Annotated in this window: 17 protein-coding genes; 11 read left to right on the top strand and 6 right to left on the bottom strand. The window is 44.3% G+C overall.

What is annotated here, in order from left to right:
* Positions 1 to 13: 13 nt before the first annotated feature.
* Positions 14 to 295: a DUF427 domain-containing protein gene (locus tag ICN15_RS02355; protein ID WP_216201007.1), complete on the bottom strand. Its 282-nt coding sequence runs from the start codon at positions 293 to 295 to the stop codon at positions 14 to 16.
* Positions 296 to 390: 95 nt separating this feature from the next.
* Between ICN15_RS02355 and egtD the strand changes: the two genes are divergently transcribed.
* The 4 genes from egtD to ICN15_RS02335 all read left to right on the top strand — a co-directional run bounded on the left by egtD (position 391) and on the right by ICN15_RS02335 (position 4,427).
* The gene (gene egtD / locus ICN15_RS02350) at positions 391 to 1,338 is read left to right on the top strand and encodes an L-histidine N(alpha)-methyltransferase (protein ID WP_216201005.1); all 948 of its coding nucleotides are present in this window, start codon (positions 391 to 393) and stop codon (positions 1,336 to 1,338) included.
* A complete protein-coding gene (gene egtB / locus ICN15_RS02345) occupies positions 1,328 to 2,566 on the top strand; it encodes an ergothioneine biosynthesis protein EgtB (RefSeq protein ID WP_216201002.1) in 1,239 nt (412 codons plus the stop codon). Before egtD ends, egtB begins: the two co-directional genes overlap by 11 nt.
* Positions 2,556 to 3,695: a MalY/PatB family protein gene (locus tag ICN15_RS02340; protein ID WP_216201000.1), complete on the top strand. Its 1,140-nt coding sequence runs from the start codon at positions 2,556 to 2,558 to the stop codon at positions 3,693 to 3,695. The genes egtB and ICN15_RS02340 overlap by 11 nt, the downstream gene beginning before the upstream one ends.
* A 66-nt stretch (positions 3,696 to 3,761) precedes the next feature.
* Positions 3,762 to 4,427, top strand: coding sequence for a DsbA family oxidoreductase (locus ICN15_RS02335; RefSeq protein ID WP_216200998.1), 666 nt, complete (start codon positions 3,762 to 3,764; stop codon positions 4,425 to 4,427).
* A 10-nt stretch (positions 4,428 to 4,437) separates the two neighbouring features.
* Here ICN15_RS02335 and ICN15_RS02330 read toward each other — a convergent pair whose 3' ends face one another.
* The 4 genes from ICN15_RS02330 to ICN15_RS02315 all read right to left on the bottom strand — a co-directional run bounded on the left by ICN15_RS02330 (position 4,438) and on the right by ICN15_RS02315 (position 8,778).
* Positions 4,438 to 4,911: a TspO/MBR family protein gene (locus tag ICN15_RS02330; RefSeq protein ID WP_216200996.1), complete on the bottom strand. Its 474-nt coding sequence runs from the start codon at positions 4,909 to 4,911 to the stop codon at positions 4,438 to 4,440.
* Positions 4,912 to 5,199: 288 nt separating this feature from the next.
* Positions 5,200 to 7,083: a 1-deoxy-D-xylulose-5-phosphate synthase gene (dxs, locus tag ICN15_RS02325; RefSeq protein ID WP_216200994.1), complete on the bottom strand. Its 1,884-nt coding sequence runs from the start codon at positions 7,081 to 7,083 to the stop codon at positions 5,200 to 5,202.
* A gap of 14 nt (positions 7,084 to 7,097) precedes the next feature.
* Positions 7,098 to 8,399 carry a glutamyl-tRNA reductase gene (gene hemA / locus ICN15_RS02320; RefSeq protein ID WP_216200993.1) on the bottom strand — a complete coding sequence of 434 codons (1,302 nt, stop codon included), beginning with the start codon at positions 8,397 to 8,399 and terminating at the stop codon, positions 7,098 to 7,100.
* Between the two features lie 139 nt (positions 8,400 to 8,538).
* A complete protein-coding gene (locus ICN15_RS02315) occupies positions 8,539 to 8,778 on the bottom strand; it encodes a hypothetical protein (RefSeq protein WP_216200991.1) in 240 nt (79 codons plus the stop codon).
* Between the two features lie 493 nt (positions 8,779 to 9,271).
* Between ICN15_RS02315 and pufB the strand changes: the two genes are divergently transcribed.
* From pufB to ICN15_RS02285, 6 genes are all read left to right on the top strand, one after another.
* Complete coding sequence (gene pufB, locus ICN15_RS02310) at positions 9,272 to 9,415, top strand: light-harvesting antenna LH1, beta subunit (RefSeq protein ID WP_112294365.1); 144 nt, start codon at positions 9,272 to 9,274, stop codon at positions 9,413 to 9,415.
* 15 nt (positions 9,416 to 9,430) lie between these two features.
* Complete coding sequence (locus ICN15_RS02305) at positions 9,431 to 9,637, top strand: light-harvesting protein (RefSeq protein ID WP_216200989.1); 207 nt, start codon at positions 9,431 to 9,433, stop codon at positions 9,635 to 9,637.
* An 89-nt stretch (positions 9,638 to 9,726) separates the two neighbouring features.
* Complete coding sequence (locus tag ICN15_RS02300; protein WP_216200987.1) at positions 9,727 to 11,139, top strand: PucC family protein; 1,413 nt, start codon at positions 9,727 to 9,729, stop codon at positions 11,137 to 11,139.
* A 44-nt stretch (positions 11,140 to 11,183) separates the two neighbouring features.
* Positions 11,184 to 11,420, top strand: coding sequence for a hypothetical protein (locus ICN15_RS02295; protein WP_216200985.1), 237 nt, complete (start codon positions 11,184 to 11,186; stop codon positions 11,418 to 11,420).
* 2 nt (positions 11,421 to 11,422) lie between these two features.
* Positions 11,423 to 11,611 carry a hypothetical protein gene (locus tag ICN15_RS02290; RefSeq protein ID WP_216200983.1) on the top strand — a complete coding sequence of 63 codons (189 nt, stop codon included), beginning with the start codon at positions 11,423 to 11,425 and terminating at the stop codon, positions 11,609 to 11,611.
* Complete coding sequence (locus ICN15_RS02285) at positions 11,608 to 11,763, top strand: hypothetical protein (RefSeq protein WP_216200982.1); 156 nt, start codon at positions 11,608 to 11,610, stop codon at positions 11,761 to 11,763. Before ICN15_RS02290 ends, ICN15_RS02285 begins: the two co-directional genes overlap by 4 nt.
* A 42-nt stretch (positions 11,764 to 11,805) precedes the next feature.
* Here ICN15_RS02285 and ICN15_RS02280 read toward each other — a convergent pair whose 3' ends face one another.
* Positions 11,806 to 12,279 (bottom strand): glutathione peroxidase, encoded by a 474-nt coding sequence (locus tag ICN15_RS02280; RefSeq protein ID WP_216200980.1) that lies wholly within the window; start codon positions 12,277 to 12,279, stop codon positions 11,806 to 11,808.
* A 125-nt stretch (positions 12,280 to 12,404) separates the two neighbouring features.
* Between ICN15_RS02280 and ICN15_RS02275 the strand changes: the two genes are divergently transcribed.
* On the top strand, positions 12,405 to 13,601 hold the full coding sequence (locus ICN15_RS02275) for a Coenzyme F420 hydrogenase/dehydrogenase, beta subunit C-terminal domain (RefSeq protein WP_216200978.1): 1,197 nt from the start codon (positions 12,405 to 12,407) through the stop codon (positions 13,599 to 13,601).
* Positions 13,602 to 13,627 lie beyond the last annotated feature (26 nt).

Genomic DNA, 13,627 nt, shown 5'->3' with positions numbered 1-13,627 from the left:
ATTCGACAGGAAATCAATCAGTAACCTGTACACCCTTCCAAAAAGCAATATATCCAGCAATATTATTTGCAGCGGATTTAGGCTCAGCATAATACCAAGCGGCATCTTTGTTGGACTGGCCATTGACCTCTACATCATAGTAACTCGCAGTTCCTTTCCAGGAACAAACCGTGTTTTTTTCTGACTTCTTAAAAAACTGCATGTTCAAGCTTGCCGCAGGAAAGTAATGATTTCCTTCCACAACAACCGTGTCACTAGAATTCGCCAAAACTTCACCATTCCAAATTGCTTTCATAACATCTCCTTATAAGCAATTAGCATAAAGCAAATCTCATGTTTATGTTGTATAAAGACTAATCACTTTCAAGCTAATGCAGCCATAAACCATTCATGCAAATACCCGTCAGTTCAGAAGCGCATCCCACAGCCTCTCCTAACTTTGTACCTGAGATTGAAATAGGCTTACTGGCTCAATCTGCGTCGATTTCTCCGAAGTTTTTATATGATCCTTTGGGCTCTCATCTCTTTACGGCCATTACCTTACTGCCTGAATACTATCCAACCAATACTGAAAAAAATATTTTTATCCAATATCAAGATCAAATCGCTCATGCTGTTGGCATCGGCGGCACATTAATTGATTTAGGGGCGGGCAATTGTGAAAAAGCAGAATCTTTTTTCAGCTCCCTGAAACCCTCAAACTATCTTGCGATCGATTTTTCAGTCGAGTATCTTCAAGATGCCTTAGAAAAACTAGCGGGAAAATATCCGCATATTTTGATGCAATGCATTGGTATGGATTTTTCTAAACGGCTCATCATTCCTGACACCATTGCAAAGAAGCAAAGAACTTTCTTTTATCCTGGCTCAAGTATTGGTAATTTCTCAAGTGCTGAAGCACTTGAGCTTCTTAGTCAAATGAAGAGTCAGACTCAAGATGGTGGATTACTCATTGGCGTTGACTTAATGAAAGACGACTCCGTGCTCATGGCGGCCTACGACGATCCCCTCAAAGTGACGGCGGCTTTTAATCTCAATATTTTGAGATCTATTAACGCGCATCTCGGCTCTAATTTTAGGGTGGAGCAATTCCGCCACCAGGTTCAAGTCAATCACGTAGAAAATCGAGTTGAACTTTATCTAGAGGCGCTAGAGGACTTGACTGTTTCATGGCCAGGAAAATCCAGAATATTCAAAAGGGGGGAATTGATTCACACGGAGCATTCCCACAAGTACACTATCCATTCGATTCAGCAATTGCTGAAAAATGCGGGCTTTACAACAACTCAGATTTGGACGGATCCAAAAGATTATTTCGCAGTGATCTATGCTCAATAACACTCCTTCTCCAGCACCTTCAGCAGAGGTATTGCTAGAACAGTTTCATCGCTCAAGAAAGTACTCGACAGACCTTATCCTCAATCTGAGTACAGAAGACTGTCAAGCACAGTCGATGGAAGATGCCAGCCCTGCTAAATGGCATTTGGCCCATGTCACTTGGTTTTATGAGGTGATGGTACTCAAGCCTTTTGAAAAAGACTTTCACTTTTGGAATCCTGCCTACGCTGTTTTATTTAATAGCTACTACAACGGCGTTGGGGATAAGCATCCGCGGAGTAAGCGGGGTCTATTAACTCGTCCCTCCCTAGCGGAAGTACTAGAGTGGCGGAGCAATATTGAGGGTCGAGTTACCGCCCTCTTACAAGAAGCATGCGCCCCAGAATTACGATGGCTAATACAGCTTGGTATAAATCATGAGCAACAGCACCAAGAGTTGCTTCTGACTGACATTCATCATCTGTTTTCTAACAACGGCCTTTTCCCAATCTATGCTGCTCATGGTCAAGATACTCCCCCAGTTAAGCAGTCATTTCAATGGCTAGAAGGTATTAGTGGCTTGGTTCAAACGGGTCATGCAGGTGATGGCTTTCACTTTGATAATGAAGGGCCTCAACATTCTGCCCTGAATCAGACTCACTCGCTAGGTAATCGACTCGTTAGTAATGCAGAGTGGCTGCAATTCATTGAAGATGGCGCTTACCAAAACTTTCAATGGTGGCTTGATGCCGGTTGGGCGTGGCTTCAGACAGAAAAGATTGTTGCACCGCTCTATTGGAATACAGAAAATCAAGGTCAACTTTGCCGCTTTTCCTTAAATGGAAATGCGCCGCTAGATCTGTCCGCACCAGTATCTAACATCAGCTATTTCGAAGCGGATGCCTTTGCGCGTTGGGCTAGCCAAAACCTTGCTGGATACGCTGGCTCCCGCCTTCCTACTGAGTTTGAATGGGAGGCTTTTGCTCAAGCGCACCCCGAATCCAGTCATGATCTATTTGGAAAAGTCTGGCAATGGACTAGCAGTAACTACAACCCCTACCCGGGCTATCAGCCGTGGGATGGCATTGCAGGTGAGTACAACGGTAAGTTTATGGTGAACCAGATGGTTCTCAGAGGAAGCTCTGCATACACACCTGTAGGACATTCAAGATTGACCTATCGTAATTTTTTCCCCACCAATGCACGTTGGCAAATGACGGGCTTGAGGCTGGCTAAAGATGGCGTTTAATTTTGACTCTCCGACCAATCGATTAGGAACAGATTCGATTCGCTGGGATGGTGCCGATCTCAAGGAAGTCCTACCTTTATGGGTGGCGGATATGGACTTTCAATCGCCCCCTTGCGTGATTGAAGCACTGAATAACCGAGTCCACCAGGGTATTTATGGCTACACCCATAGCCCTCATCAACTAAACGCAATGATTGCCGCTTACCTGCAAGCGCAATATCAATGGACGGTAGATCCCGATTGGATTGTGATTCTGCCTAGCGTGGTCTCTGGCCTCTATACCACCGTCCAGCAGCTCACAAAACAAGATGACTGCGTTCTGATTCCGAACCCGGTTTACCATCACTTCAAACTGGCTTGCTCAACTGCAAATCGATCCTTTCAAGAAATGCCACTCGAGTTAAAGGATGGGCGCTGGGTTTTGCCAATCCAGCAATTACAGAGCTTAATTAGCAGCAAGACAACATTAGCCTTATTTTGTAATCCCCAAAACCCTGGCTCTACGGTCTTTACCAGAGAAGAACTCAAAGAGTTTGGTGATTTTTGTGTTCAAAATAATCTGTGGATTTGCTCAGATGAAATTCATGCAGGTCTTGTATTAACCGAAGATAAACAACATATCCCGCTCGCCAGCATTAGCAAAGCCATTTCTGAGAAGACTATCACCTTAATGTCTTTGAATAAAACCTTTAACTTCCCAGGAGTGGGTCTGGCGTGGGCCGTTGCAGAAAACCCAAGCTTACGTAAGGCAATGCAAGTGGGCCTTCATCAAACCATTGCCCCACCCTCTTTATTTGCTTACACCGCAACCATGGCAGCCATTCAAGAAGGGGAGCCTTGGAGGCAAGGGTTAATTCAGTACCTGAGAAAAAATCGGGACTTGATTCAATCCAGGATCAGCAACATTGCAGGATTAAGTATTGATAAGATGGAGGGGAGCTATTTGGCGTGGATTGATTGCACCCAGCTCAATCATCCAAACCCCTATCAACTTCTATTAGATGCTGGCCTAGCCACCTCTCCAGGCAGCCAATTTGGTAGGGATCAGTTTGTCCGACTCAACTTTGGAACGCAAGAATCTAGGCTCACTCAGGCCCTCAATATTATTGAATCGGCCTTCGCAAAATAAGAAGTTAAAAACCTCAGGGAAACCTGTGTAGGCTCTTTCCAATTACCCGCCAGTAGAATAAAGATTATGAAACCAACCATCAAAATCGATTTTGTATCTGATATTGCCTGCCCCTGGTGTGCAGTGGGCCTTGGCAATCTCAATCAGGCAATGGATGAGCTTAAGGATCAGGCAAATTTTGAAGTCTATTTTCGTCCGTTTGAACTCAACCCCCATATGCCTCAAGGCGGTCAAGATGCGATTGAACATCTCACAGAAAAGTATGGCTTAACAGTAGAGCAAGTCCAGGCCAATCAAGCCAATATTCGGGCTAAGGCATTAGATGCTGGTTTTGCATTTCATTCAGAGGGCCGCAAAAGGGTCTATAACACCTTTGATGCCCACCGCCTCATCCATTGGGCAGCGCAAGAATATGACTTATCAAAGCAAGCAGCCCTGAAAACAGAATTACTCAATACCTATTTTTGTTTAGCCGTCAGTTTGGATGATCAGCAAAATTTACTAAATGCAGTGACTCGTGCTGGCTTAGACCTTCACAGAGCGCAGGCCATTTTAAGTAGCGATGAGTTTGCTAAAGAAGTTCGGGAAGAAGAGGCTGTGTATACCAATAAAGGCATCAGCTCCGTTCCCTCAATTATTCTGAATGATCAATACCTTTTGCAGGGCGCTCAACCCCCCGAAGCTTTTGTCAGTGCACTTAGCCAAATCATCCAAGCATCAGATTCAATTTAAGGACTGCTTGCTAGCCAGAGGCTCCATTCAGTCGCAAAGTGTCGTAATTTAACGCTATCGCAATACTCACCCAAATTAAGTACGGCAACATGTACAGACTATATTTAGTAGAGACTTTTCGTATGATTAGAAATATAGCCAGTACTGAAAGCAATAAAAAGACGGATTCGTATAAAGACCAATCTAGTCTTTGAAAACGAAAATACAAAATACTCCAGAAAATATTGAGGAACCCATTTAACCAAAATAAAATAGTCAAACGGTTCAGAATCACTGCATCTGTGGTGAGGTGTTTTGCACCCACCCATGCCACTCCAGACAAAATAAAGATAGTGGACCAGATTGGGCCAAAAGCAAAGTCAGGTGGTTTCCAAAAGGGCTCTTTTAAAGCCTGGTACCAAGGCCCTAAATCCGTTGATAAGCCACCCAGAATCGCCACTGTTAAACCCCAGACCAATGGCATGACTATTTTCTTATTCCACATAGATTCAGCCTTTATCTTGCAAGAAGTGGGTTAACAAGCAGATTCAATACTAATAACTAGTATCTTATTCTATTCTTTATAAAAATTGATTGTTTCTACATGCCAATATTGATTGGATGTGATTTCGGCTCACTATTTAAAAGAAATAGTAGATTAAGAAAAATACCAGAATAAAAAGATTCAGAGTGCCAAAGATGATGAAAACGGGTTTACCAATGTATTTCCACTTATCTTCTTTGGACAATAGTTCGGGAGTTTTGGTTTCCTTCTTAAACATCAACGCCATTCTTATATCTGAAAATGGTCACGCACTTTGATCAGGATCTTTTCCGGAGTGAGCCCGTATAGATCGATGAGCGCATTGATATCCCCGTGCTCAACATATTCATCAGGTATACCAATTTGTAGCGTGGGTATCTGCACATGATGAGCTGATAGGGCTTCTAAACACGCACTACCTGCTCCACCTTGGATTGCGCTGTCCTCAATAAATACCAAGGCATCGTGATCTTTGGCCAAGTCTAATAGCAATGCTTCATCCAAGGGTTTGACAAAACGCATATCGGCAACCGTTGCATCTAACTCCTCTGCCACTTTGAGTGCGTTGTAGAGTAACGGACCGAAACAAACAAAAGCAATCTTTTTTCTAGCTGCTGGACCGTTGATTTTGCGCACAATCAAACCCTTACCAATCGCAATAGTCTCGAGTTTCTGGGAGGCTTCTGGACCCATACCAGCACCGCGTGGATAACGGACTACTGAAGGTCCGTTCACACCAAATGCCGTGGTCAGCATATCCCGACAGTCTGCTTGATTCGATGGCGTCATTAAGACTACATTCGGCAAACACCGCAGAAATGCCACATCGAATACACCAGCATGGGTTGGTCCATCTGCACCCACCATTCCAGCGCGATCGATAGCAAAAACAATCGGTAAATTCTGCAAGGTCACATCATGAATGAGTTGATCGTAGCCCCTTTGTAAAAAGGTCGAGTAAATAGCTACAACTGGCTTGAGGCCTTCACATGCAATACCTGCCGCAAAAGTCACAGCATGTTGTTCTGCAATACCTACATCAAAGTAACGCTTGGGATACTGCTGCTCAAACCGGACTAGGCCAGAACCTTCTCGCATCGCTGGTGTAATTCCAATGAGACGCTCATCTTCCTTGGCCATGTCGCATAGCCATTCACCAAAGACTTCGGTATAGGTTTTCTTACCAGGCGCAGAGGGTTTAAGACCTTCGCTGGGATTAAATTTGCTAGGCCCGTGATAGGCAATCGGGTTTTGCTCCGCCCTCTCGTAGCCTTTACCTTTTTTGGTGACAATGTGCAGAAATTGCGGACCGTCTGTTTGGGCAATTTTCTTCAGATTCTCAAGAGTAATAATCAGGTCATCTAAATTATGGCCATCGATGGGGCCGTAGTAATCAAAACCAAATTCTTCGAAAATCGTTGCTGGGCCAATCATGCCTTTTGCATGCCCTTCGAGTCTTTTAGCAAACTCTCGCAAAGGCGGAGTGAAGGACAGTACCTTATCCAAGCCTTTTTTAGTGGCCCCATAAATAGAGCCGCTAATCAGTTTGGCTAAATAGCGATTCAGGGCTCCAACAGCCGGTGAAATCGACATTTCGTTATCGTTCAAAATCACAATCAAGGGGATGGTTTTATCTACTCCAGCATTATTTAAGCCTTCATAGGCCATACCCGCACTCATTGAGCCATCGCCAATGACAGCAACTACATTCCGCTTTTCACCTTTGACTTTACTGGCAACTGCCATCCCCAGGGCCGCTGAAATACTGGTAGAAGAGTGCGCAGTGCCAAACGAATCATAGGGACTTTCTGAGCGCTTCGGAAAACCAGACAAGCCGCCGAACTGACGCAAACTCGGCATCATTTCTCTACGACCAGTCAAAATTTTGTGGGCATAACTTTGATGTCCAACATCCCAAACGATTCGATCATCTGGAGTATTAAACACATAATGCAAAGCAATGGATAACTCGACTGTTCCGAGATTAGAGGATAAGTGCCCGCCAGTACTAGCAACCGACTGCAGAATGAATTCACGTAATTCATCTGCTAATTGGTGCAATTGAGGCTGCTCAAGCTCCTTTAATTCTTGCGAAGAATTAATCGTATGAAGCACTTTAGTAGCCTGTAACATATTTAACGCCGTAATTATTTTGGAGTGTAGATGCTTGAGAGAATTCGCTTGAAATCTTCGATTTCATTATTGGGAGAATTTTGTAATGCAGTAATCGGCGCATGCATAAATTTATTCGCCAGAGCCTCTGCCATGATGGATAAAACAGCCACTGGATCTTCGCCCCGCTTGATACGACGTACTGCTCTTTCTAATTCAATTTCTTTGAGACGCCCAGCAGTTGTCTGTAAGGATTGAATAATCGGAACTAGGGTTCTTTTTTGGAGTATCTGGAAAAAATCGCTCACGCCTTGATCAATAATCGCCTCGGCGTCGACCATCGATAACTCACGAATATTGCGACCTTCATTAACTACACCACCCAAGTCATCGACTGAATACAAATAGGCATCTTTCAGGGAGCGAATCTCTGGCTCAATATCACGCGGCACAGCTAAATCGATCAACACAATCGGACGACTGTTTCTGGCCTTCAAGGCAGTTTTAATCATTCCCATACCAATGATAGGTAATGCACTCGCAGTGCAGGAAACAATCACATCAAAATCATGCAAGCGGGTTGGCAAAGATTGCAAAGGGAAGGAATCGGTTTGCAAACCTTTTGCAGCAAACACCTTAGCCATCTCATCACCACGATCGACTGTACGATTACTGATGGCAATCTCTTTTGGTCTTTTACCCGCAAAGTGAGAAGCGCAGAGTTGAATCATCTCGCCAGCACCAATAAATAAAATTTTGGAGTTCTTTAAATCACCAAAAATTCTTTCTGCCAATCGTACCGATGCACCAGCCATAGATACGGAATGGGTGCCAATATCAGTGTTGGATCGAACGGCTTTAGCAACTGAAAACGTCTTATGGAATAAAGGCTTTAGGTAGGAACCGAGGGTGCCTGCCTGGTCAGCTAATTCGACAGCCTTTTTCATTTGACCCAGTATTTGAGTCTCTCCCAACACCATGGAGTCCATGCCGCAACTGACTCTAAATACATGCTTTACGGCATCCGTTTCTTTGGCGGAATAAATATACGGTTTTAATGCATCGCCCTGCAAACGCTTTTGAGAAGTGAGCCAATCAAAAGCACGCTCTTCTAAATGGTGTCCAGGATATGCAGCGTCATTAGCAGCGCAATAAATCTCCATGCGATTGCAGGTCGATAAGATCGCTACCTCAGGTATTAATTCGGAATGGCCACCCTTTAAATAATTGCGAAGATCTACTAAGGAGTCCTGCAAATCCTCTGGAGAAATAGCAACACTCTCGCGAATATCGATTGGAGCCGTGTGATGGTTCACACCAAGATTGAGTATTTGCATGCGAGAGGCTATTTAAAAATAGCTCGAATTGTGTCTAGAAAAATCATGGAATTGATTCTTCCTCTAGATTGAGAATCTGTCAATCAAGATTGACACCTATTTTTCTTCCCAACCTAGGGGAAAACCCCAAATACCACGATTATTGCTGGCTTTTAGCAGCAGCCTCGTAGGCCTTAAATTTCTTGTACGAATTAAAAGTGGAATACAAAGCAAAGGCAGTGATCACTACAAAAAACAAATTAGTGAGTGAGTACTCCTGATACAAGATCCATACCTGGCCAATGAAGGCGATTGGGAACACCACCATGGCGAATTTGAGCCAAATGAGGGTTCTTTTAAATTTGGCATCAATTGGATTCGTTTCAGATTGCTTATTCATTACCTATCCTTATTACTAAAGAGGCTGAGCCCCAGATTAATCTCGCCTCAGTATACGAAAAATGAAGCTAGTGAGGCCCTGGGCCAGGATGAAGGCGAAAATGGCTCCCATCAGCCCCATAAACACCCCAGGGACATTACCCAAGTCCAGCTGCTTAGCAAAAAGTAGGGACATTGCGAACCCCACGGCAGCACAAACGATTTCAAATACTATTTTTATAGTTTTTAAAAGCTCACCAGATTGACTCAATTGACACTCCAGAATGAACATTGGACGGGTACATTCTATATCCCATAAGGCTTTGTGCCCTCAAAAAATAATATCAAATACAAGTTACCTTGCACTGCAACACATTGACTTATAAGGGAAATTACCGAGAAAACTGTATAGATTTTTTTACACATTCGGATTAAATTCTCATTGTGACAAAAGTTTTATTTAGCACCCTCGTGTGGGTTAGCACGATGAAGTTGGATCTGAGAGGAAAAAAGCTATGACAAATAACACTCTTACAGGTTTGAGTGTGGAGGAAGCGGAAGAGCTACACCGCAACCTGATTCAAGGTACGCAATTTTTTGGGATGATTGCAGCACTCGCCCATTTACTTGCTTATATATATTCACCTTGGTTGAAGTAATTTAAGGAGCTTAATATGATCTACGGAAAAATGTGGACTGTCGTTAAACCAACTGTTGGCATCCCATTGTTTTTGGGTGCAGTTGCAGTCGGTTCTTTTTCAGTACATTTAGCATTACTTAATAACACAACTTGGGTGAAGGCTTTTTTAGAAGGCGGTAAATCTACTAAAGCTACTGGCGCGGCAGCGGCTGCACCGATGGCACCAGCAGCACAAAAATAAGTTTTTTAACTTGTCTCATAAGACCTAGATCATTCGATCTGGGTCTTATTTTTTTGTATTGCGTATCCATTCGTTAAAATAAGTTTTACATGAATCGTTTTAGTCAAAAATTAATCAGCACTTGGGCAAATTTAGGCCCTCGTTTTTTGCCTTTTGCAGACGCTGCTACTGCTGAATTACCACTCGGCAGATTACTCAGACTCTCGCTCTTTCAAGTATCGGTTGGTATGGCCCTCGTGTTATTGGTGGGCACTCTCAATCGAGTGATGATTGTCGAGTTACAGGTACCAGCATCACTGGTATCCATCATGGTTGCCCTGCCCATTATTTTTGCGCCCATTAGAGCTTTAATTGGGTTTCGCTCGGATACCCATAAATCTGCTTTAGGCTGGCGTCGTGTTCCCTATATCTGGATGGGAACGATGGTGCAGTTTGGTGGCTTAGCCATCATGCCATTTGCCTTACTGGTCTTGGCGGGTGCCGGTAATGCCAGTGAAGCACCGGCATGGGTTGGATTAGCAGCAGCTGCACTGGCATTTTTATTTGTGGGCGCTGGCATTCACACTACTCAAACTGTTGGCCTTGCATTGGCTTGTGATCTTGCACCACCTAAAGCACAACCGAATATTGTGGGCCTGATGTTTGTGATGCTGTTAGTTGGAATGATTGGCAGTGCCATCATTTTTGGTCAGCTATTAGAAGAGTACAGCCCAGGAAGATTGATTCAAGTCATTCAAGGAAGTGCGGTAGCTACGATTGTTTTGAATGCGATTGCATTGTGGAAACAGGAGAGTCGCGAAGAAGCGCGTGCTCGCGCAATGGTTGCCAGAGAGCAAAACTTTAGAGAATCTTGGGCTACTTTTAAAGAAGGTGGTCAAGCGGTTCGCCGTTTAATTGCTGTGGGATTCGGCACGATGGCATTTAGCATGAACGATGTTTTGCTTGAGCCCTACGGTGGTGAATTACTCAATATGAGCGTGAGTGCCACTACAGTATTAACAGCCACCTTAGCCGTAGGTTGCTTATTTGGTTTTAGCATTGCATCCAAAGTCTTAAGCGCGGGTTACGACCCTTTTAAGATGGCGAGCAATGGCGCCAAAATTGGTATTCCCGCATTCATACTGGTGATCTTGGCGGCGCCCCTAGAGAGCAATTTCATTTTTATTGTCGGCGTGGTGATGATTGGGTTTGGGAACGGGCTATTTAGTCACGGTACCTTAACCGCCACCATGAGATATGCCCCAGAAAATCAAAGTGGTTTGGCATTGGGCGCCTGGGGTGCTGTTCAGGCCACTGCTGCTGGTATTGCAGTGGGTGTTGGCGGGATATTTCGGGATATTTTGGCGGGGATGGCCTCCAGAAATTATTTTGGCGCAGATCTCAACAACCCTGCAACGGGTTACTGCGGCGTCTATCTCATTGAAATCATCCTGCTAGTGATTACCATCACAGCCATGGCCAACTTTATTTGGCCAGCAAAGCCTGTAGAATCAGTTGCTTAATTGATGTATCCACTGGGCTGACAAGCCAAACCGCTATCAATCCAATGACCCCGTTATCTCGACTCACTCAAAAGACTTTAATTACCCTTGGTTTCTTTATCAGTTGCATTAGCTTGATATTGATCATCCTCGGTTTATGGAGCTGGATTTCACTGGATCAGTTTGCCTATGGCTTATCCTCCGGAATTCGAGTCTTAGTCAGTGGCGCTATCATTGGATGTTTGTTGAGTGCCATCGGTTACGGCATTGGGGACTACTTTAATAATGAATCAAAGGAGTGAACATGTTTAAAAGATCAGATTACTTCATCTTATTAGCAGTCGTGTTGTCTTTCTTCACCTCTGCTTATTTATGGTTTGTGGTGCAAGATCGTGAGCAGTCGATCTTTACCGCAATTTGGATTCCGTCGATATTCTGTTTTGGAATTTATTTCAAACTATCTGCACTCTTGAACTTGAATCGCAGAAAATGAGTGATACCACCCTCCTGATTTTCGCCGTTTTCATTTTTTGCCTATTGGTAGCTGGGCTCTATCTCATGGTTCGTGAGTTTATGGGCCAAGCCAGTGAAGCCTTCCCTGACGTCAATGAATGGCTGGACCAGGATAAAAAGAAAAAGAAGTGAGTGCTGCTCACCTGTATTAGCACTCATCAGGCAGCATTCAATTTACAGTGCTTTTTTAATCGCCTCTGCCATCTTGCTTGCGCCATCGGCAGATGCCAGACGCTCCACAGATTGACCATCTTTGCTCACTAGAAATTTAGTGAAATTCCACTTAATCCCAGTTGTTCCCAGAATGCCAGGAGCCTTCTCCTTCAGGAATGCATATAAAGGATGTTCACCGGCGCCATTGACATCGATCTTCTCAAACATCGGAAATGTCACGCCATAGCTGGTGCTGCAAAAGTTTTGAATCTCATCAGCTGAGCCAGGCTCTTGAGCCCCAAATTGATTACAAGGGAATCCCAAAATTTCCAGGCCATGGGCCTTATTTTCTTCGTATAGATTTTGTAAATCGCGGTATTGCGGTGTAAACCCGCAGCGACTAGCCACATTGACGATAAGCAGCACCTTCCCCGAATAATCCTGCAGATTTTCTTGGTCTCCGTTGAGTCTTTTTAAAGGGATATTTGGCAACATATTTGATTCTCCAAGATGATTAAAGTGCTCTGAAAATATTCTATACTCGATTCATAATAAATGGGTTATTAGGCTTTAGCTGATATAGCTTTGCCCCACTCACATCAACATCATGAAAGGCTTGCGTGACAACAGATACAGCACCCTATCGGAGTTTGTGTACTGACTGCGGCATCTCTCGCACCAGTAATCCAAAACGCTGTGGTGATGCCTGCCAGTTCATCAAGCCAAAATATCCCGAACTCGAAACTCAGGTTCATGGCAGATCACGAGATTTGAATCGGCCGGACGAACTCCATTTTGGTCCATTCACAAAGATGCTTCGCGCAGGACTAAAAAATCCTAGCACCGGTGCACAGTGGACTGGTATTACCACCCGCATTGGTGAGCGTTTATTGGAAACCGGCGCGGTTGATGCCATTCTGACGATGACAGAAGATCCTAACGATCGCTGGAAGCCACTACCCATCATTATTGATAAAGCTGCTGACATGGCTAAATGTCGCGGCATGAGAATGGGCTATGCGCCGCTACTCTCGCTTTTGGAGCCCGCCATTGCCAAGGGCTATAAGAGGATGGCTGTCATCGGAATCCCTTGTCAGGTCTATGCCTTAAGAGCGCTTGAAAAAGAACTGGGACTGGAAAAACTCTACGTCATTGGCACGCCCTGCTCAGACAACACCACTACCGAGAACTTTCATCATTTTCTATCACTGATTAGCTCTGAACCAGAAGAGATTAACTACCTTGAATTTAGAGCAGACTACCATGTTGAAGTCCGTTTTAAGAATGGCAAAAAGAAAGAGATTCCGTTTCTGCAATTGCCACTCTCTACTCTGCCAAATGACTTCTTCCCCTTAACCTGCCGCACCTGTGTTGATTACACCAATGTATTGTCTGATATCACTGTTGGCTATATGGGTGGACAAGGAGAGCAATGGCTCATCGTGCGTAATGAGCGCGGTGAAGAATTACTCAATTTACTGGGGGATGAAGTAACAACCTCTGCTCCAGGTACCGCAGGTAAACGTCACTCTGCCGTTGTTGGCTTTATGAAGAACGTGGAACGTGCTGCAGGCGGTCTGCCCTTGAGAAAAATGCCGAATTGGTTAAGACCGATTGTCGGCTGGTTGATGCCCAGAGTGGGTCCCCGTGGTTTGGAGTTTGCTCGAACACGAGTGGAAATGAAAGCGATTGAAACTGTGCTTCATCTCAGAAGAGAGCAGCCAGCAAAAATGGCTTCGATGATTCCGAACCACATCTGGCCTTTAGTAGAGCCTTACGGCATCAAACCGACTGAATCTGAAACGCATAAACCTTAAAAACTTATTTTTCCCTTGGAGCATTC

The sequence above is a fragment of the Polynucleobacter sp. CS-Odin-A6 genome, assembly GCF_018882095.1.
GTDB lineage: Bacteria > Pseudomonadota > Gammaproteobacteria > Burkholderiales > Burkholderiaceae > Polynucleobacter.
Note: the sequence above shows the minus strand (reverse complement) of the source record. Positions and strands in the feature narration are given on the sequence as shown.

What these genes read in the sequence shown, in the direction of transcription:
- ICN15_RS02355 (WP_216201007.1), bottom strand. Translation starts at nt 295, where the DNA reads ATGAAAGCAATTTGGAATGGTGAAGTTTTGGCGAATTCTAGTGACACG.
- egtD (WP_216201005.1), top strand. Translation starts at nt 391, where the DNA reads ATGCAAATACCCGTCAGTTCAGAAGCGCATCCCACAGCCTCTCCTAAC.
- egtB (WP_216201002.1), top strand. Translation starts at nt 1,328, where the DNA reads ATGCTCAATAACACTCCTTCTCCAGCACCTTCAGCAGAGGTATTGCTA.
- ICN15_RS02340 (WP_216201000.1), top strand. Translation starts at nt 2,556, where the DNA reads ATGGCGTTTAATTTTGACTCTCCGACCAATCGATTAGGAACAGATTCG.
- ICN15_RS02335 (WP_216200998.1), top strand. Translation starts at nt 3,762, where the DNA reads ATGAAACCAACCATCAAAATCGATTTTGTATCTGATATTGCCTGCCCC.
- ICN15_RS02330 (WP_216200996.1), bottom strand. Translation starts at nt 4,911, where the DNA reads ATGTGGAATAAGAAAATAGTCATGCCATTGGTCTGGGGTTTAACAGTG.
- dxs (WP_216200994.1), bottom strand. Translation starts at nt 7,083, where the DNA reads ATGTTACAGGCTACTAAAGTGCTTCATACGATTAATTCTTCGCAAGAA.
- hemA (WP_216200993.1), bottom strand. Translation starts at nt 8,399, where the DNA reads ATGCAAATACTCAATCTTGGTGTGAACCATCACACGGCTCCAATCGAT.
- ICN15_RS02315 (WP_216200991.1), bottom strand. Translation starts at nt 8,778, where the DNA reads ATGAATAAGCAATCTGAAACGAATCCAATTGATGCCAAATTTAAAAGA.
- pufB (WP_112294365.1), top strand. Translation starts at nt 9,272, where the DNA reads ATGACAAATAACACTCTTACAGGTTTGAGTGTGGAGGAAGCGGAAGAG.
- ICN15_RS02305 (WP_216200989.1), top strand. Translation starts at nt 9,431, where the DNA reads ATGATCTACGGAAAAATGTGGACTGTCGTTAAACCAACTGTTGGCATC.
- ICN15_RS02300 (WP_216200987.1), top strand. Translation starts at nt 9,727, where the DNA reads ATGAATCGTTTTAGTCAAAAATTAATCAGCACTTGGGCAAATTTAGGC.
- ICN15_RS02295 (WP_216200985.1), top strand. Translation starts at nt 11,184, where the DNA reads ATGACCCCGTTATCTCGACTCACTCAAAAGACTTTAATTACCCTTGGT.
- ICN15_RS02290 (WP_216200983.1), top strand. Translation starts at nt 11,423, where the DNA reads ATGTTTAAAAGATCAGATTACTTCATCTTATTAGCAGTCGTGTTGTCT.
- ICN15_RS02285 (WP_216200982.1), top strand. Translation starts at nt 11,608, where the DNA reads ATGAGTGATACCACCCTCCTGATTTTCGCCGTTTTCATTTTTTGCCTA.
- ICN15_RS02280 (WP_216200980.1), bottom strand. Translation starts at nt 12,279, where the DNA reads ATGTTGCCAAATATCCCTTTAAAAAGACTCAACGGAGACCAAGAAAAT.